The 24993-nt window shown below is 66.8% G+C and carries 22 protein-coding genes; 12 read left to right on the forward strand and 10 right to left on the reverse strand.

The genetic code is table 11. The features are described from left to right. The first annotated feature begins 44 nt into the window (after nt 1-44). From GV792_RS14055 to GV792_RS14090, 8 genes are all read left to right on the forward strand, one after another. Nucleotides 45-1805, forward strand: coding sequence for an ABC transporter ATP-binding protein (locus tag GV792_RS14055; RefSeq protein ID WP_256668066.1), 1761 nt, complete (start codon nt 45-47; stop codon nt 1803-1805). Continuing rightward, entirely contained in the window at nt 1802-3580 is a 1779-nt protein-coding gene (locus GV792_RS14060; RefSeq protein ID WP_163824549.1) for an ABC transporter ATP-binding protein, read from the forward strand. Before GV792_RS14055 ends, GV792_RS14060 begins: the two co-directional genes overlap by 4 nt. Then, nucleotides 3577-4197 (forward strand): MptD family putative ECF transporter S component, encoded by a 621-nt coding sequence (locus GV792_RS14065; protein WP_309139108.1) that lies wholly within the window; start codon nt 3577-3579, stop codon nt 4195-4197. Before GV792_RS14060 ends, GV792_RS14065 begins: the two co-directional genes overlap by 4 nt. A gap of 28 nt (nt 4198-4225) precedes the next feature. Further along, nucleotides 4226-4969 carry an energy-coupling factor transporter transmembrane component T family protein gene (locus tag GV792_RS29600; protein WP_163824550.1) on the forward strand — a complete coding sequence of 248 codons (744 nt, stop codon included), beginning with the start codon at nt 4226-4228 and terminating at the stop codon, nt 4967-4969. Next, nucleotides 4966-6405, forward strand: coding sequence for an ATP-binding cassette domain-containing protein (locus GV792_RS14075; protein ID WP_163824551.1), 1440 nt, complete (start codon nt 4966-4968; stop codon nt 6403-6405). Before GV792_RS29600 ends, GV792_RS14075 begins: the two co-directional genes overlap by 4 nt. A gap of 206 nt (nt 6406-6611) precedes the next feature. Beyond that, nucleotides 6612-7544, forward strand: coding sequence for a DMT family transporter (locus tag GV792_RS14080; protein WP_163824552.1), 933 nt, complete (start codon nt 6612-6614; stop codon nt 7542-7544). Nucleotides 7545-7719: 175 nt separating this feature from the next. Beyond that, nucleotides 7720-8418 (forward strand): hypothetical protein, encoded by a 699-nt coding sequence (locus GV792_RS14085; RefSeq protein WP_163824553.1) that lies wholly within the window; start codon nt 7720-7722, stop codon nt 8416-8418. A 91-nt stretch (nt 8419-8509) separates the two neighbouring features. Then, nucleotides 8510-9250, forward strand: a complete 741-nt coding sequence (locus GV792_RS14090) for a TetR/AcrR family transcriptional regulator (protein ID WP_163824554.1) — start codon at nt 8510-8512, stop codon at nt 9248-9250. 50 nt (nt 9251-9300) lie between these two features. Here GV792_RS14090 and GV792_RS14095 read toward each other — a convergent pair whose 3' ends face one another. Beyond that, a complete protein-coding gene (locus GV792_RS14095; RefSeq protein WP_163824555.1) occupies nt 9301-10299 on the reverse strand; it encodes an AurF N-oxygenase family protein in 999 nt (332 codons plus the stop codon). A gap of 269 nt (nt 10300-10568) precedes the next feature. On the opposite strand from GV792_RS14095, the gene GV792_RS14100 reads away from it, so the two are divergent. Next, nucleotides 10569-11033 carry a class I SAM-dependent methyltransferase gene (locus GV792_RS14100; protein WP_175584361.1) on the forward strand — a complete coding sequence of 155 codons (465 nt, stop codon included), beginning with the start codon at nt 10569-10571 and terminating at the stop codon, nt 11031-11033. A gap of 16 nt (nt 11034-11049) precedes the next feature. On the opposite strand, the gene GV792_RS14105 is transcribed toward GV792_RS14100, so the two are convergent. After that, nucleotides 11050-11871: a nuclear transport factor 2 family protein gene (locus tag GV792_RS14105; RefSeq protein WP_163824556.1), complete on the reverse strand. Its 822-nt coding sequence runs from the start codon at nt 11869-11871 to the stop codon at nt 11050-11052. Nucleotides 11872-11965: 94 nt separating this feature from the next. Continuing rightward, nucleotides 11966-13612, reverse strand: coding sequence for a class I adenylate-forming enzyme family protein (locus GV792_RS14110; RefSeq protein ID WP_163824557.1), 1647 nt, complete (start codon nt 13610-13612; stop codon nt 11966-11968). Nucleotides 13613-13812: 200 nt separating this feature from the next. On the opposite strand from GV792_RS14110, the gene GV792_RS14115 reads away from it, so the two are divergent. Continuing rightward, entirely contained in the window at nt 13813-14610 is a 798-nt protein-coding gene (locus tag GV792_RS14115; protein ID WP_175582989.1) for a DUF6319 family protein, read from the forward strand. Between the two features lie 13 nt (nt 14611-14623). Here the strand turns inward: GV792_RS14115 and GV792_RS14120 are convergent, their stop codons facing one another. From GV792_RS14120 to GV792_RS14130, 3 genes are read right to left on the reverse strand one after another with little or no spacing between them, the layout of a single operon-like run. Continuing rightward, the gene (locus GV792_RS14120; RefSeq protein ID WP_163824558.1) at nt 14624-16150 is read right to left on the reverse strand and encodes a GGDEF domain-containing protein; all 1527 of its coding nucleotides are present in this window, start codon (nt 16148-16150) and stop codon (nt 14624-14626) included. After that, entirely contained in the window at nt 16150-16719 is a 570-nt protein-coding gene (locus tag GV792_RS14125) for a hypothetical protein (RefSeq protein ID WP_163824559.1), read from the reverse strand. The genes GV792_RS14120 and GV792_RS14125 overlap by 1 nt, the downstream gene beginning before the upstream one ends. Beyond that, entirely contained in the window at nt 16716-17270 is a 555-nt protein-coding gene (locus GV792_RS14130) for a pyruvoyl-dependent arginine decarboxylase (RefSeq protein WP_309138512.1), read from the reverse strand. Before GV792_RS14130 ends, GV792_RS14125 begins: the two co-directional genes overlap by 4 nt. Before the next feature lie 135 nt (nt 17271-17405). On the opposite strand from GV792_RS14130, the gene galK reads away from it, so the two are divergent. Both galK and GV792_RS14140 read left to right on the forward strand, forming a co-directional pair. Further along, complete coding sequence (gene galK / locus GV792_RS14135) at nt 17406-18548, forward strand: galactokinase (RefSeq protein WP_163824560.1); 1143 nt, start codon at nt 17406-17408, stop codon at nt 18546-18548. Nucleotides 18549-18977: 429 nt separating this feature from the next. Then, the gene (locus GV792_RS14140) at nt 18978-19844 is read left to right on the forward strand and encodes a hypothetical protein (RefSeq protein WP_163824561.1); all 867 of its coding nucleotides are present in this window, start codon (nt 18978-18980) and stop codon (nt 19842-19844) included. Between the two features lie 104 nt (nt 19845-19948). Here the strand turns inward: GV792_RS14140 and GV792_RS14145 are convergent, their stop codons facing one another. The 4 genes from GV792_RS14145 to GV792_RS14160 form a co-directional block, all read right to left on the reverse strand. Next, complete coding sequence (locus GV792_RS14145) at nt 19949-20650, reverse strand: hypothetical protein (RefSeq protein ID WP_163824562.1); 702 nt, start codon at nt 20648-20650, stop codon at nt 19949-19951. 202 nt (nt 20651-20852) lie between these two features. Continuing rightward, the gene (locus tag GV792_RS14150) at nt 20853-22304 is read right to left on the reverse strand and encodes a PepSY-associated TM helix domain-containing protein (RefSeq protein ID WP_163824563.1); all 1452 of its coding nucleotides are present in this window, start codon (nt 22302-22304) and stop codon (nt 20853-20855) included. Nucleotides 22305-22613: 309 nt separating this feature from the next. Continuing rightward, on the reverse strand, nt 22614-23177 hold the full coding sequence (locus GV792_RS14155; protein ID WP_163824564.1) for a hypothetical protein: 564 nt from the start codon (nt 23175-23177) through the stop codon (nt 22614-22616). A 110-nt stretch (nt 23178-23287) separates the two neighbouring features. Beyond that, the gene (locus tag GV792_RS14160; protein WP_163824565.1) at nt 23288-24937 is read right to left on the reverse strand and encodes an acyl-CoA synthetase; all 1650 of its coding nucleotides are present in this window, start codon (nt 24935-24937) and stop codon (nt 23288-23290) included. Between the last annotated feature and the right edge of the window lie 56 nt (nt 24938-24993).

Below are 24993 nucleotides of genomic sequence, written 5' to 3' on the forward strand. Positions count from 1 at the left end.
CCGAGGGGACGGGCCGGTAACTCATGACGATCGAAAGGTTGGGTATGTCAGACCGTTCCGTCCCGGCGGCGCCTTCGGTTCTCGCCGCGGGCCGATCTACCTTGATCGGATGTGCCGTCCTCACCGCGCTCAGCGCGCTGGCCGGGATGGCGCCCCTGATCGCGGTGGTGGAGATCAGCCGGAGGCTACTGGCGGGATACACCGATGTGTGGCCGATCATCGTGGTGGCGCTGGTGGCCCTTGCCGTCCGCCAGCTGGGGACCTTCGCGGCCGGGGTCCTGACCCACCTCGCCGATATCCAGGTCTCCTTCCGCATCCGGCGCGACCTGCTCGGCAAACTCAACCGGGTCCCACTGACCTGGTTCACCGACCGTAACTCGGGCTTGGTCAAGAAGATCGTGGAAGACGACGTCGCGGCATTGCATCAGCTCATCGCGCATTCGGTGGTCGAGCTCACCGCGGCCGCGGTGCCGCCGGTGGTCGCCCTCGGCTATCTGTTCTACATCGACTGGCGAATGGCGCTGATCACCGTGCTGCCCATGATCATCGGTCTGCTCGTCTATCAGCGCGCGATGGCCGGCGCCGGAGACAAGTACCCGGAATTCATGCGGTGGCTCGAACGCCTCAACGGCGCGGCGGTGGAGTTGGTGAACGGCATCGGCGTAGTGAAAGCCTTCGGCACACCGGGCGTGGCGAGCCGTCGCTTCCAGGAAGTTTCGGGCAATTTCGCGCATTTCTTCCTCACCTGGTCGAAATCGACGAGCGTGGCCGGTGTCATCGCCGAGGTGCTGGTATCGCCGCCGAGCGTGCTCGTTGTCGTCGCGACCGCTGGAGGCATCCTGACCGCCACCGGGCAGCTGCCGCTGGTGAGCCTGGTGGCCTTCCTGGTCTTCGGCACCGTCGTCACCGCGGGCCTGATGACGGTCATGATGTCGGTGCATCCGCTGGTCACCGCGCTGCAAGTGGCGCAGAGCATCCGGGAGCTGTTGTCGGGCCCTGAACTGCCGACAGCCGCCGACCCGGTGCCCCTCGACCCCGGATACGACGGTCCGGTCGTGCGGATGCGCGATGTCCGCCACACCTACGGCGATACGGTTGCCCTCGACGGAATCGACCTCGAACTCCACCGCGGCACGATCACCGCTCTCGTCGGCCCGTCCGGCTCCGGCAAGTCCACACTCGCGAAATTGCTGCCGCGCTTCGATGATCCGGTCGCGGGCACGGTCGAGCTCTACGGTGTCGACCTCCGCGCCGCCGATCCGGCACATCTGTACCGGCATGTGGCGTTCGTTCTCCAGGAATCCGATCTGCTGCGCATGAGCATCCGCGAGAACATCCGCCTCGGCAGGCCCGACGCCGACGACGCGGCGGTCACCGAAGCGGCACACAAAGCGCAGATCCTCGACCGCATCGCCCAGTTGCCACGCGGCCTCGACTCGGTGGTGGGGGAGGACGCGTTGCTCTCCGGCGGCGAACGGCAGCGGATCTGCATTGCCAGAGCCATTCTGGCGGATCGTCCGGTTCTGGTGCTCGACGAGGCCACCGCCAGCGCGGATCCGGAGAACGAAGCCAGGATCCAAGACGCGCTGAGTGAGGTGGCGGCAGGCCGGACCGTGCTGGTGATCGCCCACCGGCTCAGCACGATCCGGGGCGCGGACCGCATCGTCGTCCTGGACGAGGGTCGCATAGCCGAACAGGGGACGCACGAGGAGCTTCTGGCCGAAGCCGGTCTGTACGCCCGGCTGTGGGAACACGATCAGCGCGCCCATGCGGACGTCGCGGTGGATATGGGGGTCGGTCGATGATCACGATGATTCGGTACCTGATGGAGCTGCTGGACGACGGTGGCCGCCGTCGGCTACGCACCATGCTGTGGTTGCAAGGCGCACAGGGCGTGCTCCAGGGCATCGGGTTCCTGTTCGTCGCACCATTGATCGGTGCGCTGGCCGCCGACCCGGTCGACGGAACTGCCGTCGGAGCGTGGATCGCGGCGATCGCGGTGGTGGTCGGTGTGCACCATGCGCTGTTCTCCTGGAGCACCTCGATGGGCTACCTGGTGGGTACCGATGTGCTCACCAGCTTCCACACCCGGATCGGAAACCATTTGGCGCGGTTGCCGATCGGCTGGTTCGGTCCAGATCGCACCGGACCGGTCGGCCGCCTGCTCGGTAAAGCGACCATGGACGTGGCGAATGTTCCGGCGCATCTGCTGCGTCATGTGGTGGTCGGTGTCACCGCACCGATCACCATGATCATCGGCAGCTATGTCCTCGACTGGCGGATCGGAGCAGCCTTCACCGCGGGCGCCGTGCTGTGTGTGCTCGCGTTGTGGCTGCTGATGGAGATCATCCGACGCAATGACGATCAGTACGAGGACGATATCGGCGCTACCGCCTCCCGGATCGTCGAGTTCGCGCGGCAGCAGCCAACCCTGCGGGCCTACGGTGTGCTCGAGCGGCCCGAACTCGGCACGCTCGAGGAATCACTGGAACGCCAGCAACTGTCGCAGTCCCGGTTGACCATCCGCGGCGCGTGGGGGCTGATCGCGTTCTACGGCACCGTCCAACTCGTTGTCACCGCGGTGATCGCGCTGGCGGTGGGGCTTGCGGTAGACGGGACCCTGGCGGTGCCAACCATGATCGGGCTGTTGATCATCACATTGCGCATGCTGGATCCGCTGGCCCAGCTCGGTGATCTCGCCGGGCATGTGCAGGTTAACGCCGACGCCATCCGCCGGGTGCGGGCCCTGCTGGCGGTGGCGCCGCTGCCCGAACCCGCCCGTTCCGCCGAACCCGCGGGTGCCGATGTCGAACTGCGCGGTGTCACCTTCGGTTACGCGCGGGCCGGTGCCGTGCTCACCGGAATCGACGCCACCCTGCCCCAGGGATCGCTCACCGCCGTGGTCGGTCCATCCGGCGCGGGTAAATCCACCCTGCTCAAACTCATCGCCCGCTTCTTCGATGTCGACGACGGTGAGGTACTCATCGGCGGTCGTGACGTCCGTGAGCTCGGCAGTGCCGGGGTGTCCGAGATGACCGCGCAGGTATTCCAGGACGTGTACCTGTTCGAGGGCACCATCGCCGAGAATCTGCGCATGGCCGACCCCGGCGCCTCCGACGGCGATCTGGCCAGGGTGGCGCGGATCGCGCGGCTGGACGAGGTGATCGAGCGGTTGCCCGATGGCTGGCAGACCCGCGTCGGCGAAGCCGGGTCCACGTTGTCCGGTGGGGAGAAACAGCGAGTCTCGATCGCACGCGCGTTGCTCAAGGATGCGCCGATCGTGCTGCTCGACGAGGCGACCGCGGCGCTCGACGCCGTCAACGAGGCCGCTGTCGCGGACGCGATCCATGAACTCGCCACGGACCGGACGGTGGTCGTGGTCGCGCACCGGCTGTCGACGGTCCTCGCCGCCGACCAGATCCTGGTCCTGGACCAGGGTCGCATCGTCGAGCGTGGAACGCACGCCGGCCTGGTGTCCGCGGCGGGAGTCTACGCGCGATTCTGGAACGAACGACTACGCGCCAAGGGCTGGCAGCTGGGTGCCGCCAACGGATCTCGAGTACAGGCAGGGCAATCGTGAACACGCCGCACATCGAACAGCAGCGCATCATCGATATTCGGATGAGTCCGCGCGATCTCATCAATATCGGGATCTTCGGCGCGCTCTACACCGTGATCGTGTTCGCCATCAATGCGCTCGGTTTCCTCAATCCTGCCGTCATGCTCTTCGCGCTCGCCGCGAGCATCGTCGCCGGTGGGGTGCCGTTCATGCTGTTCCTCACCCGGATACAGCACGCGGGGATGATCACCGTCTTCGCCATCGTCACCGCCGGGCTGCTGACGCTCACCGGGCATCCGGCCATCGGGTTCGTCATCACGGTCGGGTGCGCGTTGCTCGCCGAGGTCATTGTCTGGCTGGGCCGCTACCGATCCCGCTGGGCTGGGATATTCGCCTACGCGGTCTATGCGATGTGGTACGTCGGCCCGCTGCTCCCCGTCTTCTACGATCGCGACGCGTACTTCTCGAGTGCGTCCATGCAGCAGATGGGATCGGACTACCTGGAGCAGATGAACCGACTGCTCTCGCCGACGGTCCTGATCGCGTTCGATCTGTCCACCGTGGTGCTCGGCTTCCTCGGTGGCCTGCTCGGATCGCGTTTGCTCGACAAGCATTTCGAGAAAGCGGGACTGGCTTGACCGTATCTGCGTGCGGGCGGTGACGTCGATGTCCACCCTGACACAACAGGACCCGCCGATTCAGTCGTGGCATGAGCGCCGTCTACACCTCGACCCGCGCACGAAGATCCTGTTGGTACTCGGCGCGAGCGTCATTGTGATGGCACCCGGCGGTGCTCGATTCAGCGCAGGCTGCATCGTTGTGGGGATGCTGCTGGCGATCGGTGAGGGCGCGTGGCCGCGCGTACTCGGATTACCCGCTGCCGCAGGAGTATCGGCCGCTGTGGCGTACGCGCTTCCCACCGTGATCCGGCACCCGGTGATCGGGATCATCGCGACGGTGGCGGCCTACCTCGTGCGGCTGATCGCCATCGGTGGGATCGCCGCTCATCTGGTCCGGACCACCGGTCCCGCGGAGTTCACGGCGGCGCTTCGGGCCGCGCGGATACCAAGGGCGCTGACGGTCAGCGCAACGGTGATGTTGCGCTTTGTCCCGACGATCGTCGCCGAGGCGCGTGCCGTCCGTGACGCCATGCGCCTGCGTGGCCTCGGCGGTGTGCGCGGATGGCTCCGGCATCCGATCATGAGCATCGAGTACTTCACCGTGCCGCTCATTGCCTCGAGCTTGCGTGTGGCCGACGATCTCTCGGCCACGGCGCTACTGCGCGGACTCGGCTCCTCGACAACGCCGACGAGTATGAACCCGCCGCGCATGCGCGCCGCGGACGCGATCGCTGCGGTTGTCGCCGCGGCTATCGTTCTGGCCACTCTGCGCTATGGGGGCCGACCGTGATCGACATCGACAGCGTCCGATGGAGTTACGCAGGCAGTGACGCACCGACGCTGAACAACCTCGAGCTGCGTATCGCACCGGGTGAGATGGTGGTGCTGTGCGGTGCGAGCGGATCGGGCAAGAGCAGCGCGCTTCGCCTGATGAACGGGCTCATACCGCATTTCCATGCCGGCGTCCTCGACGGCAGCGTGCACGTGAATGGCCGGTCATCGGCCGAGCTGGCACTCGATGAGATCGGCAGGCTGACCGGCACCGTCCTGCAACATCCCCGTCGCCAGTTCTTCGCCGAAACCGTCGAGCACGAAATCGCTTTCGTCCTGGAGAACTTCGGCACCGAACCGGCACAAATCCGCGAACGGGTCACCGCCCTCGTCGACGGTCACGATCTCACTCCGCTGACCGGGCGCAGGCTGCGCGAGCTGTCCGGTGGACAGCAGCAGCAGGTTGCTGCGGCGGCGGCCGTCGGCCACCGTCCCGATGTCGTGCTCTTCGACGAGCCGACCGCCAATCTGTCCGCCGACGCCGTCACCCGGTTCACCGCCACCCTTCGTCTATTGCGTGAGGCAGGCACCACCGTCGTCATCGCCGAACACCGCCTCGACTATCTGCGTGGGCTGGCGGACCGGGTCGTCCTGCTGGCCGATGGGAGTGTGGTCGAGGAATGGAGCGGTGCGGAATTCGCCGGCCTTCCCGACGAGGTGCTCGCCGCGGCGGGGCTGCGGGTTCGATCCGCACCCGTCGAGACCCGTCCGGCCCGCGCGCACGGGCCCAGTATCGCGATCGCCGCCGATCCGGCGGTACCGCCGGACGAATCGGGGCTGACCCTGCACGATCTGCGATGCACGCTCGGCGGTCGCCCGGTCCTCGAGATCGGCTCGGCGCACCTGCCCGCGGGCGCGGTCACCGCGATCACCGGCCCCAATGGGGCGGGCAAGAGCACGCTGGCACGAGTGCTGACCGGGCTCCAGCGGCACAAGGGAACGGTCTGCCTCGACGGGCGGCGATGGGAGCGCCGGGATCGGCTACGCGAATCGGCGATCGTGATGCAGGACGTGCAACGTCAGCTGTTCACCGACAGCGTCGCCGCTGAGATCGCGCTCGGAGCCTCCGCTGGTGCGACCTCGCGGAACGCGGCCCTGCTGGAAGCGCTTGGGCTGGCGGGACTAGATGACCGGCACCCGCTGGCACTATCGGGCGGACAGCAGCAACGCCTGGTCATCGCGTCGGCGCGGCTCAGTGGGCGCAGGTTGATCGTTTTCGACGAGCCGAGCTCCGGTGTCGACGGCCGCCACCTGCACTCGATCACCGAGGTCATGCGTGAGCTCGCCGCAGCGGGGGCGGTGGTGGTGGTGATCAGTCACGACGAACAGCTCCTCGCGCATGCCGCCGATCAGCAGCTGCCGCTACGGGCACTCTCCGCCAGCGGCGGTGGGTGACCGAGCGGCTCCCGCCGCTGCCCTGCACCCGTCGATCCTGGTCACGACATCATGACCGGATGCTCGATCGATGACCGAACCATGCGCGAAAGGTCATGGTTGGTTGCGATATTCGCCGTTGATCCCGGTGCGCGCGACCCGCGAATGTAAATGACGTCCGGATCTCATCTCCGCGATATCTCTGACCAATCCTGCGGGAGACACCAATGACTGTGGTTTTTCTGGCTTCGGCCTTGTTGATCGGAGGCCTGCTCGCCGTGCAAGCCTCGGTGAATTTGCAACTGAACAAGGCGGTGGGAACCGCTTACGGCGCATCCACCCTGCAACTGGCGATCTCGGCGGCGCTACTGGCCCTGGTGACCGGAATTGCCGGTGGCTGGGGCGCATTGGGCAGCGTGGGGGAGGTCATCGCGCATGATCCGTGGAAGCTGCTCGGCGGCATCGCCTCACCGATATACATCACCAGCGCGATCCTGCTCTTTCCGCGTCTGGGTGCGCTCGCGTCGGTCGGGCTGTTCGTCACCGGGCAGATGTTCGCCTCCATCGTGCTCGATGTCGGCGGATTGCTCGGTGTGCAGCAACGTTCCCTCGGTCCGGGCACGATTCTCGGAGCCGTCGCTGTGCTGGCGGGCATTGTCGTCGTCATCCGCGGCCAGGGCGGCCGGGTCCAGTCGTCCACGGCCTCGCGCAGCGCGTGGATTGTGCTCGGCTTGGTCGCCGGCGCGGTTCTGCCGGTACAGGGTGCGGTAAACGCCGCCCTGCGTGTGGAATTCGACGATCCGATGGCGACCGGCATGTGGTCGTTCCTCGTCGCCACCGCCACCATCGCCGTGGTGCTGATCGTCCTGCTGCTGGCCGGACGCACACCGCGCCCGCAGGTGGCACCGCTGCGCGCCGTGCCCTGGTGGGGTTGGCTCGGCGGGGTCGCCGCGGCGGTCTATGTGACCGTCACCTTCACCGTGATCCCCCATATCGGCGCGGCGACGACCATCGCGCTCACCGTCACCGGACAGCAGCTGGCCTCGGCGGCCATCGACCACCGCGGGTGGTTCCAGCTGCCGGCAAAACCGGTGACAATGGTCCGGTTGGGTGGCCTGGTCGCGCTGATCGCCGGGTGCGCGTTGGTGCAACTGGCCTGAGGGCGTAGCCGCCGCGAAATTGTGAAACATCGAATTTCCAGAAAACCTGGACGTCGGTCCAGTAGCCGTGCTTCTCTGTCACTCAGGCGGATATCCGCCCGAGGGCGAGTCGAATCGCCTGATGAGGAACATGTAATCCCGGAGGTCAGAGGTCTCCGGGAATTCTGGAGGAACAATGCTCCCTGGTATTCGTACGGGTGCCCTGATCGCGACCGCGTCGATGGCACTCGCGGGTTTCGGAGTCGCAGTCGGCGCGGGAACCGCCGCCGCGGACACGTGTTCGGTGCGCAGCCACGCCACCAAAAAGGACGCGAGCACGGTCGGCGTGACCCACGTCTACGACAAGATCGCCAGCAATGAGTCCGTCGGTATCGGCACGACCGTGACCTACACCGTGGTGGTCGGCACTACCGGTATCGGGAATCCCTACGTCAACACCATCACCGATTTCCCTCCGCGGGGATTCGGGGCGCCGGTCAAGGCGACGATCACCGCCTATCACGCGGTCGGCGGACAGCAGACCGAGGCGGTGACGCCCGAGCCCAATGCCGGCGGATGGAAGGTCACCAGTACCGGTTGGTTCGTCAACTCCGGCAATCCCGTCACCCTGAACATCACCTACCCGGTCCCGGGCGATCTGCAAACCGGTCAGCAGGTCACCAGCGGTGGCGTCGGCGTGGCGGGCACGGTCGGCGTCGGTGCCGAGTTCCCGAATCTGACCGCCTGCTTCACCGCCAGGAAGCCGAATATCGGCGAAGGTGCGCTCGGCAGCATGGATGACAACGGTCTCGGTTCCTCCGACGGCCAGCTGAGTTCCACCGGATCGATCGCCGACATGCTCGGCTCGGTCCTGCGCAGTATGCTCGGCAGCTAGCCGAGGAGCGCCGGGCAGCCGTTGCGCGGCGGCTGCCCGGTCCCGCGAGCACCGGCACGCGATGGGTCCGGCGCTCGGTACACTGCCTGGCATGTCGGTGGTTTCGCCACAGCCGCGGATTCCGGGGGCGGTCAGTGGCTATGAGGCTCGCTGGGAGCGGCACAACAGCGAGCGCCAGCTGACGATTCTGCGAGCCGCGGTCGAGCTGCTGGAGGAGAGTCCGGCCGGCGCCGATGTCGCGGTGCATCGCATCGCCAAACGCGCCGGTGTCGCCAAATCGGTCGTATATCGGCAGTTCAGTGGCCGTGAAGAGCTGGATCGGCGGATCCGCTCGTATCTGATCGATGATTTCGCCGCCCAGCTCGATGAGCAGCTCGACGTGTCGACCGGCTCGGTGCGTGAGATCCTGACTCGCACCATCCGCGCCGTCGCGGATTGGATGTCGGACCATCCGCGTCTCACCGAGTTCGCGCGGACCGGACCGCCCTACGGCGGTGAGGACACCGTCGACGCCGTCGCCAGTCTGAAGCTGCGGATCGCCGCCCGCGGCAGTGAGTTGATCTCCTCGATCGCGCAGCTGATGGGCACCGATGCCACGCCGTTCGATTCCGTCCCGTTCGCGGTGGTGACAATGGTCGAGGGAGTGCTGTCCACCTGGGTCGCTGACCCGGCGCCGGACCGGTCGCGGGCCCAGGTGGTCGACGAGCTCGCCACCATCACCTGGTTCGTCCTCGACGGCGCGGCGCGTACAAGCGGTATCCATGTCGACCCTGACCGCGAACTGACCTCGGTGCTGCGCGAATTCACCGCAGCGGGTTCCGCCGGTAGCTAGCGGCGAGGCGCCGAAACTGTGGCCCGCACGTCGCTGCGGGCCACGACCGCTCAGGCTGCGTGGCGGATCCGGCGATCCGGTTCGCTGCGGTAGCGCGCGTGATCGCCGCCGATGCCGAGCGCATTCCACAACCGCCGCGTGACCGGATTCATCAGGCCGATCTCATCGGCGAGGGCGCGCATATCGCCGAAGTAGCCGGACAGGATCTTGCGTGACTGCGGGCTGCGCCAGAACGCTTCTTTGATCACTTCCCTCGGAATGTCGAACTTCTCGGCGAACGACCGCGGCGGTGCGATGATCTCCCCGGCCAGCCAGCGCATGGCCAGCGGGAAGGCGATCGCGCAGACCTGGGTGGTCACCGGGTTCATCTTCGCGATATGCGCCTTGAGGAATTCGCCTGCGAAGGAGATGTGCCGTGCCTCTTCGGCGATATGGATCTCCATGGTGCGCAGCACCATCGGCGGCAGGTTCGCGCCGTCGCGGATCAGCGCCTTCTGGAAATGGTCGATCGGTTCCTCGCCGCCGAGGATGCCGATGAACAGGATGACGTGCGCATATCCTCCCGCCACGCCGATGAATGGCGAGACCGCCTTGAAAATCGGCCGCATCCCCGGCACGTCCACGCCGATCCGGTTGACCAGCTCCTGGAACATCTGGATGTGGTTGCACTCTTCGGTCATCTCGTGCAGGCAGTAGCGGAACTCCGGCGACCCGTTGGGCAGCTTCATGATGTACTGCATCATTCCGCGGATCAGGATCGTCTCGAACGCGGCGCCGACCTTGATGGAGTTGGCGACCCGCCATTTGCCGATCTCGATCTGCCGGTCCACCGACTGATCCCGATACCACTGGGTGGCGCCGAGCGGATCGATCTCGGGGGACAGGATCCAGCGTGGATCCTTCGGGTCGAGGGCCAGTTCCGGCGAATCCCAGTCGATGTCCAGATACGGGTCGAAGCGTCGATTGACCGACCCTTCCGACAGCATCTGCAGGGCATCTCGGTAGTCCTTGCCGACATCCTGGGTGAGCGGCACAGTCGACGGCGTCATCGGAGTCTCCTCGTGCGTGTGGTGTAGGTCTCGCTATGACCAATTTACTGGGACTTTGCGTCTCAGTAAATACCGCATACAGCTCGGTATGAAATTGATGCCGCCGTCAGCCGTGGGAAATGCTCTGATCAGCGTGAATAAGGCAAGCAGTGCGGTTCGTGTTTCAGGCAGGCGGTGATGTCTCGCCTCCGCCGGTTTCGCGGTTAGGCTACCCATGCCTGATCTGTTCCTCCTGGTATCGGCCGTCTCGGCGGCGGGAAGTGGATCTGATGAGTGGTGACGTCGGGCTCAGCGGCATTCCGCTGACCATGCTGTGGACGTTGCACAACCGGGCCTCGGAGTCGATGCGGGCCGATGCCATCCTGCGCGATCCGGACTGCGAGCGGATCTACGAACCCATCGACTTCGACTACGAGAAGGTCTTCGGTAAACCCGACGGAACCCACGCGGTCCGCTCATTGCGCTTCGACGAAGTACTGCGCCCATGGCTCGCAACCCACCCCGGCGGTACCGTGGTGGAGCTGGCGGCCGGGCTGGAAACCCAATTCCAACGCTGCGACGACGGTGTGGTGCGGTGGCTGTGTGTGGACGTGCCGGAGGCGATCGACATCCGGGAGCGCTTCCTGCCCGCGACCGATCGCTGCCGCCACCTGCCGGTCAGCGCGCTCGACTTGTCCTGGCTCGACTGCGTCGAGGACCCGGAATACGGCGTTTTCGTCTCGGCGCAGGAGTGAGGTGCACCCTCCCTGATCAGCTCTGGTGACGAACCGGTTGAGTGAACACGCCGACGGTGTGGATACGCGGAGCGTCCGGGGCGAAGTCGAGAGCGATCAGCGCCGGCGCGCCATCCCGTTCGACGCTCGTCGTCACCGTGCGTCCGGCCGCGAGCATCTTGCCTGCGCGCAGGCCCGGCGCGGCCCATTCGGTGAACTCGTCGGCGGAAACCACCGTCCCAGCGGGGCATTCGATCACAGTGCCCGCGCCGAGCAGCCGGCGAACATGCGCGGTGTCGCCGGAACTCGCGGCGCGGAAGAGCTCCGTGGCCACCCGTTTGCCCGACCGGCCGACCCCGGTGAACCCGCGAGCCATACCTGCCGCGCCTGCCGGCCCTTGATTGCGCACCAGTGCCGCGCCGAGTTTCAGGCCTGCGCCGAACCCTGGTGTTCCGGTGCGCAGTAACTGCGCGACCATCGCTGGTAGTTCCCAATGCGCGGCGAGGTGGATGATCCGCAGCGTCCCGTCTGCCTCGGCCAGGTCATAGCGCAGGTGCATCGGGACCAGCACGCGTGCGCCGGTGGACATGGTCGTCTGGATCGTCAGATCGCGGAAAATGACTGCGGGTCCGGTGAAATCGTGTTCCACGCGGAACTCGATGGTATTCGGTGCGATGAAGGTGTCGTAGAACCGCTCGATCGCGTCGCGGCCGATGTGCGGTCGTGCGCCGACGGGATCGCGAACCGTCGCGTCCGGGGTGAACAGACCCACCCACGCCTGCCGGTCGTGCGCGGCAACAGCGCGCGGCGAGGCCTGCACGGCAGCGAGCAGACTCTTGCCGGATGCGTCGAGTGGCACGGCAACTCCTTCGTCGTACGAACCGCGAACAGCGGCCCTCACCATGGTAGAACCAGTTCTAGTTTCTTGGCCGCCGACGTGGTGATCGGGCTCGTCACGGTTGGAGACCGGCGCGGATGACCTTGCCGGTGGCATTGCGGGGCAGTGGAGTGGTGGTCACCCGCCATCGGGCCGGAACCTTGTAGTACGCGAGACGTTCACCTGTGAAGGCGCGCAACGCGTCTTCACTGGTGGCCGTGAGGTTCTCGACGACCACCACCGCGGCGACCGCCTGCCCCAGATCGGGATCCGGCACGCCGAATACCGCGCTCTCCAGCACGGCGGGATGTTCGTCGAGGCACTGCTCGATCTCGGTGGGGTAGACGTTCTCGCCGCCGCGCAGGATCAGATCCGATCGCCGCCCGGACAGCCGCAACCTGCCGTCCTCGAGAATGCCGATATCGCCGGTGCGCAGCTTGCGATCCGTGGTGATCGCGGCCGCGGTCGCGGTGGGATCGTTCCAGTACCCGAGCATCACGTAGGGCCCGTCCACCCAGATCTCGCCCTCCTCGCCCTCGGGGAGCAGGGCGCCGGTCTCGTCGTGGATCTCCACCGACACGCCCATGACCGGGCGGCCGACGGTATCCGGGAAGGCGGCGAGCTCGGCGGGTGCGGCCAAGGTGGCGGCCGTACTGCATTCGGTGAGGCCATAACTGGTGACCAGTGCCGTCCGCGCGACCGGAAGCTGGTCGCGCAACCGCTGCTGCAATGCCGCCGAGGATGGCGCCGAGTTCAGCGAGAACGATCGCAGCGACGACAGATCGTATTCACCGAGATCGCGCTCGAGCATCCGGGTGGCCATCGTCGGCATGGCGCCCCAGTTGCTGACCCGCTCGCGTTCGATCAGCCGCAGTACCCGGTCGGCATCGAACGAGCCCTGATGGATGACGGCGGTATCGCCGCTCACCAGGCGCGGAATCACCAGGTTGTGCAGGCTGGCGATGTGGAACAGCGGTGAGGTGAGCAGAAAGCGCTTGCCGCCATCGTCGGTGCCGCCGGTCAGCTCCGCTGCGAGCGCGTCGTTGAAGCGGTGGTAGCCGATGACCGCGATGAGGTTGCGATGGGAATGGGTCACGCCTTTGGGGCGGCCGCTGGTGCCGCTGGTGTACAGAATGACCGCTGGATCGTCCTCGTCCACCGGCGTCGTCGGCGGCTCACCGTCGGCGAACTCATCGATCAGGGCCGGGATGTCGCGCTCCATGGTCAGGACCGGGACGTCGAGGCCGAGTTCGGCCATGCGGTCGGCGCGTTTGGCGTCGGTGATCAGGACCGATGGTGTGGTGTGGCCGATGCCGTAGGCGATCTCCGGTGGTGCCCACCATGCGTTGTATCCCACCGCGATCGCGCCGAGGCATTGCGCCGCCCAGAACGTCACCACCCATTCCGGGGTGTTCGCGGCCAGGATGCCGACCCGGTCGCCCTTGCTGACGCCGTAGCGATCGCGCAGGGCCCTGGCGAGGGCGGATGCGGCGGCGGCGTGCTCGGTGAACGACAACCGGGTGTCCTCGGTGACCAGGTAATCGCGATCGCCCCACCGGGTGGAGGTCGCGAGCACGTCGGCCAGGCAGCGGTCGCGGTGGACGAGCAGCGGCGTCGGCACCCCGAGCACCTGCTGCGCGGTCATCTCGAACCGCCCGCCCGGGCCGGTGAGCCTGCCGACGGCGGCCATGGTCAGCGCCTGCTGATCGACGGTTTCGGTCATCGCGGTTTCCTGCCGTTCGTTTCTCCCGGGAACAGTAGAACGTGTTCTATTCTTATCGCAGTCGGCCCGCCGCGGTAGCGGGATCGGCACGATCGATGCGGGCGGGATTCACCGGGTGCGGGGAGAACCTGTCGGTGCGGTGCGGCATCATCTGTGCACGCAGGCCCTTCACGAAACGCGAGAATTGCCCGGAGAGCACCATGTCGTCGCCGCGAACAAAGTCCAAGACCACACCGCAACCCCTGTCCAACACCGAGATTCACCAGATCGCCACCGAGATCGCCGACGGCCGCCCGCCCATGGTGTGGTTCACCGCCGCGGCCGTGGGAATACCGGAAGGGCGGTCGGGCAAGGTCATCGCGCTCGGTGAGCCGTCCGACGGCGATTTCCTGCAGATCCGGCCCACCGGTTCCAAAGATGTACTGTCCTTTTCGCCGGCCGAGGTCACCCTCACCAAGCCCGTGCGGGATCGGGCCACAGGTGCCACGGCACAGCCGAAGTCGACCACCAGGAAGGAACCAACCACCGTGACCAAGCCGTCGGTCCCGACGAGCCCCGCGCCCACCGCTCCCGCCCCGAAGCCTGCGGCCGCCGCGAAACCGGCGGCCGAGGCCGCTGCATCGAACGGTGCCACCGCATCGGCGCCTGCACGTCAGCAGCCCGCGTCGGCCACCGCGCCCGCTGCGCCCGCGCCGCCGAAGCCGGCCGCCAAAGCGCCCGCACGCAAGGCGAAAGCGGCCGAGCTCAGCGTCACCATCACCGGCACCGCCGACGGCGAGTGGAGCGTCGACGTGGTCAACGGCAAGAAGCGCACGGTGCGGGCACTGCCGGTGAGTGGTACGGCCGTCTCGCAAGCCGCCAAGCTGCTGCACCCTGAGGTCGCCGAGGTGGTCGCCGGGATCATGGAGGCCGTGCGTGGAGCGCAGCTGTCCAAGGTCGAGCAGTTACAGGCCGAGCTGGAGCAGGCCAAGCGGCTGCTCGCCGAACTGTCGGACTGACTGCTCGCCGCGCTCAGACTGCCGTTTCACGACGCCAGGGGTGGCGGGCGGTGTCGGGCGCGGCGCGGGTCTCGTCCCGGAAAGTGTCGTAGAAGGTGTAGCCGAGCGAGTACTCCTTGGCGTGGTACATCGCCGAATCCGCCTCGCGGAGCAGGTCGTAGATATCGGCTTCCGCGGCGCGCGGCCCACTACAGGCCAGGCCGATGCTCGCGGTGATCGGTACCTCACCCGTGCTGAGTTCGAACGGGCGGATGAAGGTGCCGAGCAGCCGTTTCGCCAAGCCTTCGGCTTCCTGCCGGTCCAGTGGGGCCAGCACGACGAATTCGTCGCCGCCGTAGCGTGCCACCACGTCGTCGCGCCGCACCGCACGGCGGATCCGCGAGGCCGCATTGGCAATGAGTTCGTCGCCGACGGCGTGGCCGTAGCTGTCGTTGATCATCTTGAACCCGTCCAGATCGATGAACAGCAGGCACAGCGGACGTTCGGCCCAATGGGTGCGATTGCGCGACAGCGCGCGCAGCAGCGCCGCACGGTTCAGCAGGCCGGTGAGCATGTCGTGGTCGGCCTGGTACTGGGCGCGTTTCTCGCTGCGGGCGCTGCGCACGATGGCGCGTTCACTGCGCACCAGCACCCCGATCAGCAGCAGGGCGCACAACGACGACACCACCACCCGGTCCACCGTGCCGAGCCGGGAACCGACCACTGGGATCAGCGACGCGACGATCAGCGCGACGGCGATGAAGCTGGCCCGCTGCCGCGAATGATGTGGATGGATCGGATGCGGCGCCCCAAGTGATGTCATGGTTGGATGCAGGGCGGCGATCCCGACCAGGGTGTATGCCATCAGCAAGGGTGCGAGCAGGACATCGCGGGCGGCAACCGGGGTGCCCGCGACCTCCAGGTTGTAGCCGAGATCGCCGAGCAGGGCCAGTAGCAATCCGCCGTGCAGCAGCCGCAGCGATGTCTCGGAGCGGGTGGTTGTGGCCACCGAATAGGCGACCAGTGCCAACAGCAACGCGTCGAGGATCGGATAGATCGCCGTCGCCACGGCATGACCGAGATGGCCGTCGGTGCGTAGCGCGGGCGAGATGAGGAAGGTCCACGACGCCAGCAGCGCACCAAGCCCTATCAACGCCGAGTCGAGCAACAGGTCGTAATCGGTGTGAATCTGCCGGGGGCGTAGCCAGCACACGGCGGCCACTCCGATGCCGATATAGCCGCCGAGAGTGAAGATGTCCTCGAGGGGGCGAGTGGATGCGTCGGCGAAATCGCGGAGCCCGATTCCCGCGGCGAACAGCACCGCCGACGCCGACAGTAGGTACCACGGCAGCGGCCGTTGCGGGCGGTGCCGGTGGAGGCCCGCGCCGATCATGGTGAGCGCGCCCGCGACGACAAGGGTCATCGTCGACAGTGATAGTGGGGGCGAATCGATCAGAGTTTGTAGCACGATCGCGACGATCGCGACGCCGGGGACGAACCTGATCCACCGATGTCCGAAGTGCGATCGCCCACCCGCCGACTGCTCTCCGGTGAGTTCCATCAGCCCCCCTTCATCGCTCCCGTTCCGATGAATCGGGCCGCGTAGTAGGTCTGGGAATCCTCAACTGCTACTTCGACGTCTGCCTGCTCCTCGAGCACCGCGCGGATGCCGTCGGCGAAGGAGAACCGAGTGTTGTTGTACGAGCAGATGTCCCAGCCGACCGTGGCACGTTCGGCCACGAGAACTCGGACAACTGATTCGATCATGACATGGAACGCGGCACCCTGTCGCGCACTTGGCGCAACAAGGGTGAAACCCGCATAGTAGATCGCCTCACGGGCCGCGTGTTCCGGATATCGCGCACTGAAATACTCGGGACTGATCCACGGCACCGTCTCCAGATGCCTGGTCAGCGTCGTGACACCAACGGGTTCGCCGGTACCGGTGCGCGCGACGTATTTGAGCACCCGTGAGTCGCTCATTTCGGCCAGGAATTCCTCGCGATGCAGCACCTGCCTGGCCGCGGCCTTGGCCCGCAGCGCGCCGAAAGCCTGCTCGTAGAGTCCGTGGAACAACTCGACGGATTCGCCGTCGATCGTGGTCTCGACCGTCACGTGTAGGTCGTTCATAGTCGGTCCCAGCCGGTCGCGCCGAAGGCGGCAAGGACTACCGCGCAGGCCGGCCGACCCTCGGATCGAGTTTCGGTGGTGTGCAACCGAACCGGTCCGAAGTCGCCGCAACGCTGATCGGTCATATCGGCCAGGCTGGCCCGGACAAGGTGTTCGACCTCAACGGCCGTTGCGGCCTCGTGCTCGACGAACAGGCCAGCGCCGTCGGCGCGCATGGTCCAGCCGATTCCCGCCGCGGCACACTCGCCAGCGGTATGCGCGTGTCCGACGGCGTACACGCAATAGAGACGGTCGCCCCAGCGGACGGGTGTGTTGATGCGCTCCGATCGCTCGAGCCGTGCGCCCGGCGGAATCACCGACGAGAGCCGGATCAAGTTGGCCTCGCCGACGCCGAGCTCACACAGGGCGGCGTCGAAGGCGGAAAGGGCGGTGGATCCGGTGCCGGTGGCGGCAGCGATCTCGATGGTCAGCGCTGCCTCGCGGCGTTGCTGGGCGAGGCGCAGCCGTGGTGGTCGAGGCAGGCGCATACGGCGTCGGGCTATGTCGATCACGGAGCTCCCCATGCGGCCGGGCCCGCGACGCGCGGGCGGTCATCCCTTCGGACCGAGCGTGACCCACGATCGCCCATTGCGCATCGTGCCGCGGCGAAACCACTGCTCGCGCGGCGTGTCTCGTAGGGTGGGGAGGTGCCCGACGACGACTTCGACGATGCCATCGCAACCTGGGTGGCGCCGGGACGAGTGAATATCATCGGCGAGCACACCGACTACAACGACGGGTTCGTCCTGCCCATCGCGCTGCCGATGACCGTCGCGTGCGGGGCGCGACGGCGCGCGGACAACCGGGTCGTTGTACGTTCGCGGCAGCGGCCCGGCGAGCGGATCGACCGTGCACCGAGTTCACTCGACACGGCCCGGGACGGCGTGCCCGGCTGGGCTCGGTATCCGATCGGTGTGGTGGCCGAGTTCGTGCGGCGCGGGTATCCGGCCGGTGGGGTCGAGTTGCGGATCGATGGCCGGGTGCCTATCGGGGCGGGACTGTCGTCGTCGGCGGCGCTGTGCTGCTCGGTTGCCGTCGCGCTGCGAGACCTGTTCGATGTCACGGTTTCCGAGCGCGAGCTGATCGAGCTGACCCGTGCCGCGGAGAACAATTATGTGGGTGTGCCGACCGGCATTCTCGACCAGTCCGCCGCCCTGCTGTGCACTGCGGGCAACGCGCTGTTCCTCGATGTGCAGCGCTTCGGCCGGGCGGAACCCGATGCCTATGAGCAGATCCCGTTCGACCTGGGCGCGCACGGCCTGGAGTTGCTCGTCGTCGATACCGGGTATCCACATCGGCTTGCCGATGGCGCGTACGCCGAACGTCGTGCGCAATGTGCCGCCGCGGCAGCGGATCTAGGGGTGAGGTCGTTGCGCGAGATCGCTGCCCTCGACGAGCTGGATCGGCTCGAGGACTCGGTACTGCGGCGCCGGGCCCGGCATGTGGTCGGTGAGAACGCCAGGGTCCTCGGTGCGGTCGCTGTACTGCGCGCGGACACCGACCCACGCCGGATCGGTTCGATGCTCACCGCCTCCCATACCTCCCTCCGCGATGATTTCGAGGTCTCCACTCCCGCGCTGGACGCCGCCGTCGCAGCGGCCTTATCAGCGGGCGCGCACGGAGCGCGTTTGGTCGGCGGCGGCTTCGGCGGCAGTGTCATCGCGCTCGTGGACCATGACGACATCGGCCATGTCACCGCAGCCGTACGAGACCGGTTCGCTCGGCGCGGATTTGCCGAACCGCGCACGTTCACCGTTGTCCCGTCCGCGGGTGCGCACCGGATCAGGTGATCGTCGGCCCGATCGGTCGAAAGTAGTCTCGCCACACAGCGCTCTGGTATTCGGGCGAGTGCCGAAGCAATTGTTACCGGAGAGTATTTTGTCTTGTTACCGGAAAGTATTGTGTCGCAGCTCTCTTCGTGACGCACATCATTTGACCTGCGGATCTGATGGTCTAGTCTGTTGAGTGTCGACGATGACAAGGGCATATCGGGGACGTGACTCAGGTCTCCGAATTCGCGATAAACCGGAATCAGTAGATCCGAAGGTTGAATTCAAAACACAATGGAAAACGCACCCCACGGGCAAGTCGACAATCTCGCACAGCACGGCTTCGAAAGCCGATCCGTTTGGCAATGCTGGGCCATCACAGCGCTGAGTCTTCTCACGCTCGTACTGCTGTTCCAACCCTGGGTGTCGGCCTCGGGCCCGTATGGTGACGTGCACACCAACGCTTTCGGTCAACTCGACGGCTCCGTTCCCGCGCTCCGCATCTACGGACAGCCGGTCGTCTCCATCAGCGAGTGGCTGGGCATGCTCATCGGTGTGACCGCGGTAGCCGCCTTGTTCGGGGCGCAGCTGCATCGGATGATCGGTGTCGGACGGGTGTTGGCGATTGGTCCCGCTCTGGCAAACGCCGTATTCGTCCCGGCGACCCTGTTGTACCTCAATGGGAAGGCGCCGGAGCTCAAAGACATGACCAACGATCGCGACAAGCTGAGGGAAACGCTCGGCAGCGTCCTGAAGAGTGTCTTCGGCGGCGGCGCGGAACCGAGCGTCGATACGGCACAGAAGGCAGCGACCGCCGCCTTGACAAATCAGGCACTGCTCTGCGGTCTCATCGTTGCGATCACCGCCGCGATCGCCGTGAGTATGCGGAATCGGATCCGTTCGGCCGACAGCGATGCCGGCTCACTGGACGAGGTTCCGGTCCCGCCCGCGGCCGACGAGGTCCCGAGCAGCGCCCATGATGGCGACGACGCCATGAAGCGCGAACTCGAACTCGAACACGTGCTGCATCAGATTGCTGAACTGCTCGACCGGAACGAGGTCGAAGACGACAAGCAGAACGAGTCCATCGAGGTCGGCCAGCAACGCCTGTTGCCTCGGGGCGAGCGACCCCACCGCAACGACACCCCGTCGAGGCGGTCGCGCCGCGACCGGCCTTCTCGCCCGCAAACGACGAGCTCGGCATCCGACAAGCCGCAGTCCGCACGCTGGGCTGCTGCCTCTCGAAGCGGTCGGCTGGCCACCCTGTCGCATTCATCCCCCGCCCCCCTTTTCCACCGCCAACGCTCACGCGGGTGAACCTCGGCTGAGGTCCGGGTTCCCGTCGCGCAGGGAGCGTTGACCGCCGGGTGATCGACGACCGTGTCCCAGGGAGAATCTCCCTGGGACGCGGTCGTGTCAGATCACTTGGCCGGGAACGGCGAGTTGATCGTGGTGACGTACTGGATCGCCGCGCCGATCGCCACCGGAGCCGTGATGAAGATCTGGCCGACGACCGCGCCTAGGCTGCCGACGGCTAGGACGCCGCCGATGCAGCCGATCGCGGCGGCGGGGATGAAGGGGCCGAAGAGACCGACGATGGTGGCGGAGGCGATGGTGGCGCCTGCGATGCCGCCGAGCACGCAGCCGACTGCGGCGCCGCCGATTCCGCCGAGGAGGGTGGCGATGCTGGCGCCGTAGCCGACAGTGCTGGTCATTCGGCTCCAGGCGTCCTTCTCGCGGTCGTACTCCGATTTGTAGTTGGCCTTGTCCTCGAATGGCAGGGCGGCGGGGCGGTAGCTGGCGTGGGCGAGATCGAACTGCGGGGTGAGAGTGGCGGTGCGGCCGGAGAGCTCGGCGGCGATCGGGAACTCGAAGTCATCTACCCGGAAGGTCAGCGGCGTGCCCGCGAGCTCGGTTCCGTTGGGCGCCTTCACTTTCAGCACCTGATCTTCGACCACAAGGGAGCCTGCGTCGGTGCTGATGATGCTAGAGGTTTCGGTGGCCGTCGCCGTGAAACCCACCGCCTCCGGTTCCGGTGTTGGTGCGGCCTGAGCGGTTGCCGCGGTAAGGCCGAAGACAGTGGTCGCGGCGACGGTCAGCAGGGCGAGCTGATTGATCTTCATGGGGGATTCGTTCCTTGTCATGGGTGTGGAGATGGGAATGGAGCTCCGGCCGAACATGGCCCAGGGGAGGGGAATCCGCGTCGTGGCGGTGCAGCCGCTGCCGAGTGGGCAGACGCGTGCATCGACGCAGTTCAGCGCACGGCGAAGCCAGGCCCACGTCGGTCGCGGGCCCGAGTGTTGTGTGGTTGTACGGAGGCTAGGGCTATGCGGTAGCGCGGTTCCGGACGAAGCCGATGACGACATCGACCACCAGGAATCCGAGCAGACTCACTCCGATCAGCGGTGCGAACCAGCCGATCAGCACCGTGACCGCAACCAGCGGCACGATCAGCACCAACGGACTACGCCGCAACCAACCGCGCTGCGGCGGCTTGCCGACAGCGAATGTTCCGTCATCGCGGGTCGGGCGCCGCCACCACAGCAGGTAGCCGCGCACGATCACCGTGATCAGGCCGATCATCACCGCCAGCAGCAGCACTTGGTTGATCAGCCCGAACATCAGTCCCATATGGAACTGGATGCCCCAGTTCGACAGCTTCGCCATGAGCGGCCAGTCGGCGTAGGGCAGCCGTGCGGTGATCGAACCGGTGGCGCCGTCGACCGCTACGGCGTCGACCGAGTACGTCCCCGGCATGCGCCGTTCTTTGATCGAGAATGCCGTGGAGTCGTCGGCGGGAATCGCGATCTCGACCGGCTGGTCGATCCCCGCCGCACGTGCCGCCTCGACCACTCGATCGAGCTGCGCGACCCGGTCGCCGGTGTCACCGATGGGCATGGCCGCCGAACCACCGTGATGGTGGTCGCCGCCGGCGTGGGTCGCCGGTGCGTCCGAGCCCGGCAGCGTGGTGCTGACCGCGGGTGTGGTCCAGCTGAGGTTCTCGCGCAGTGCGGTGATGTTCTCGCCGGCATAGGTCGACCAGGTCATCCCGGTCGCCGACAGCAGCAAGATCACCGGCAGAATCCAGAAACCGACCGCACCATGCCAATTCAGGGTGCGTCCACGTCCGTTTCCGGAACGATCCGGCCGCAGCAGCCAGCCCGCGGAGTTGCGGTTGCGCCGAGCCCGTACGCGGCGGATCCACAGCAGCAGACCGGCCAGCGCGATCACCCACAGCCATGACGCGGCCAGCTCGCTGTAGAGCCTGCCGGGTTCGCCTAGGTGCAGGTCGCGGTGCAGCCGGTCGATCCAGGTGCGCATGGGCAGCGCGCCGGAACTGCCGTAGACCACGGATTCGCCGACCGGCGTTGCGGTCGCCGGGTCGACGAACACCGCGTGCCGTTCGGAATCACCGAGGGTCGGATCGTTGAAGATCACCCGGGTGGTGTCGCCGGATTCCGGTGCGGGTGCGACAGCGACCAGCGCCAGATCGGGGCGGGTGGCGATGGCGGCATCGACCTGGGCCGAGATCGGTTGCGCGGGCCCGGAGGAATCGACGTGCAGCAGATCGCGGCTGACGATCGACTCCAGCGTCGGCGAGATCGCGTACAGCGCGCCGGTGATTGCGGCGATCAAGATGAACGGCCCGACGAAGACGCCGGCATAGAAATGCAGCCGCAACGCCAATGCGCGCGCGGCGGCGCCCACGCCGGACCGTCGTGGTCCGGGTGGGGGAGCGGACTCCCGCTGCGGAGTCTCGATATCAGTGGTACTCATCGTTGTTCGATTACGTCCTGGTGAGAGACGCCCGGCCGTCGACGGTCACCGCCGGGTTCGACAAACCACGGTGTCGGCGACAGCTCGAATGAATGGGCGCGAAATGGGACCCGGACGCGGCAACGCGGTGACGTACGACGCCAACGCGTGAACGGTCGCCGAAGGAATTCGGCACGACCAGAAGACGCGTAGCGCGCGCGAGCGAACAGAAACGCGGAGTACGCGCGGTGCGGCACGACGTGCGTGCGACGAAACGACATGAACCGCGCAGCACGACGCGAACAGCTGTCGCGTCCGGGTGAGATGAACTCAGAGGCGAACAGCCGACGGCGGACCGCGAGTGCGGGTGGATTCGCCCGCGAGCACCCACAGGATGACGCGATCACGATGGCTGGTGCGCAGCGGCGCGGGCCCGGCGATGGCGGGCGGGTGATACCGCACGGGCAGCACACGGGCCAGGGCCGAGCCGCCGATCCGGTAGGCGAATTCCGTGCCCCGAATGACAACGGCCGCCACCACGACGGCAACGAGGTGCGCCGCGATCATCGCGGGTGTCAGCTGGAGGTCACCGTGATGTAGATGTCCGGAACCCCAGCCCATGCAGAGGTGGCCGAGTAGCTGACCGGCCGCGAGGACGGCGACGAGTCCCGCCGATCCGGTCCGCAACGGCGCGAGCCCCGCGACCAACGCGCCGATGACAGCGGAGGCGGCGATGAGCAGAGTCAGCGTGCTGCTACTCGGTGCCATCCCACCGGAGGCCCAGCCGTGCGCGGCCACCGAAACAGCCCCCGACAACGATCCGGCCGCCCCACCGCGCAGCTGCGCGATACCGCTGCGGTCATCCGCAGAGGGTCGGCCGAACCTGATAATCACCCGCCGATGATAGCCGAGGCATATTCATCCGATGTCTGCCAAGGCGATCCCGGAAAATGCCTGGTGGCGGGATGCCGGGACCCCGATCGGCGCGGGTCCCGGCTCCGTTGTCATTCCGCGTCGACGTCCATCTCGACCAGCGGCTTACGCAGCAGCTTGCCGGTGGCGTTGCGCGGCAGTTCGTCGAGGAAGATGACCTCGCGCGGCACCTTGTAGCGGGCCAGGTTCTCCTTGACGTAGTCCTTGATCTCCTGGACGTCGCGCGCGGAGTCTGGTCCGGGCACGATGAAGGCGCGCAGCCGCTTGCCGAACTCACGGTCGTCGACACCGACGACGGCCGCCTCCAGCACATCGGTGCGGTTGGACAGCAGGTGCTCGACCTCCTGCGGGAAGACATTCTCCCCGCCGGAGACGATCATGTCGTCGTCGCGGCCGTCGATGAACAGCAGGCCGTCGACGTCGAAATGGCCCACGTCGCCGCTGGACATCATGCCGTCCACCCGCTCCTTGGTGCGGCCATCGGTGTAGGCGCGGAAGCCGTGCGCGTTCTCGATGAAGATCGTGCCGGTGACGTCCGGCTCGGTGATCAGCTTGCGGTTCTCGTCGTACAGCGCGATCCGGATACCGGCGGGCGGCCGGCCCGCCGTGCTTGGCGCTTTGCGCATATCCTGCGGCGTCGCCACCGTGATCACGGCACATTCGGTGGAGCCGTAGAGGTTGTAGAGCACGTCGCCGAAGTATTCGGCGGTGCGCACCACGACGTCCGGCGGAATCGCCGAACCCGCCGCGAAGATCACCCGCAGAGTCGACATGTCGTATTTGGCGAGCACATCGGCGGGCAGGTCGAGCATCCGTTGCAGCATCGTCGGCACCACGACCAGCGAATCCGCGCGCTGGGAGACGATATTGGCCAGCGTCAGCTCGGGATCGAAACGCCGCTGCTGGAAGATCACCCGGTTGCCGAGGGCGAGACCGAGGGTGAACTGCGAGAGGCCGGTGCCATGGAAGATCGGCGCCGCCATCACCATGGTGCCGTTCTTGGGCAGCGGTACCCGGTCGAGGAACTGGGCCGACATGAACGGGCTGACCCGGTCGCGGGGTGCGCCCTTCGGGGTGCCGGTGGTGCCGCTGGTGAGGATCACCATGCCGCCGGGCTTGGCCGGGGCGGGCACGGCCTCGGTGGAGCGGCCCGCGGACAGTGATTCGATCGTCGCGATGGCGGCATCGGCGCCGTCCTTCTCGTCGACCCAGGTCAGCACTCGCGGAATATCGGCGGGGATGGCGCTCATCAGGTCGAAGAATTCGCTGTCGTGCAGCACCGCCTTGATCTTCTCGCGGGCGGCGACATCGGCGAACTGCGGCTTGGCGAAGCCGGTGTTCATCAGGACGGCGCGGACACCGAGTTTGCCGGTGGCCAGCAGGCTCAGCACCATGCCGCGATGGTCGCGGGCCAGCACCGCGACGACATCGCCCTGGCCGATGCCCTGCGCGGACAGGCCGCGGGCGAAGGCGTTGGACAGCTCGTCGAGCTGGCCGAAGGTGAGTTCGCCCTGTTCGTCGACGATCGCCGGGGACTGCGGCCTGGTCTGCGCGGCATGCATGACGACGCCGGCGAACGGACCGTACTTGCGCATGTTGTAGAACGAGCGGGCCCCGTGATCGAGGCGCAGCGGGTTGAACAACCCGCGCTTGACCATGACATTCACGCCGAGGGCGAGGTCACGTGCCTTGCGGACGGGGGCGGGGGTCGACAGAGACATGCGACAACAACCTTCCGCGATCCAGCCACCGTGACCGGCGATGGTGTGGATCGCAA

Source organism: Nocardia cyriacigeorgica (assembly GCF_010868145.1).
GTDB lineage: Bacteria > Actinomycetota > Actinomycetes > Mycobacteriales > Mycobacteriaceae > Nocardia > Nocardia cyriacigeorgica_D.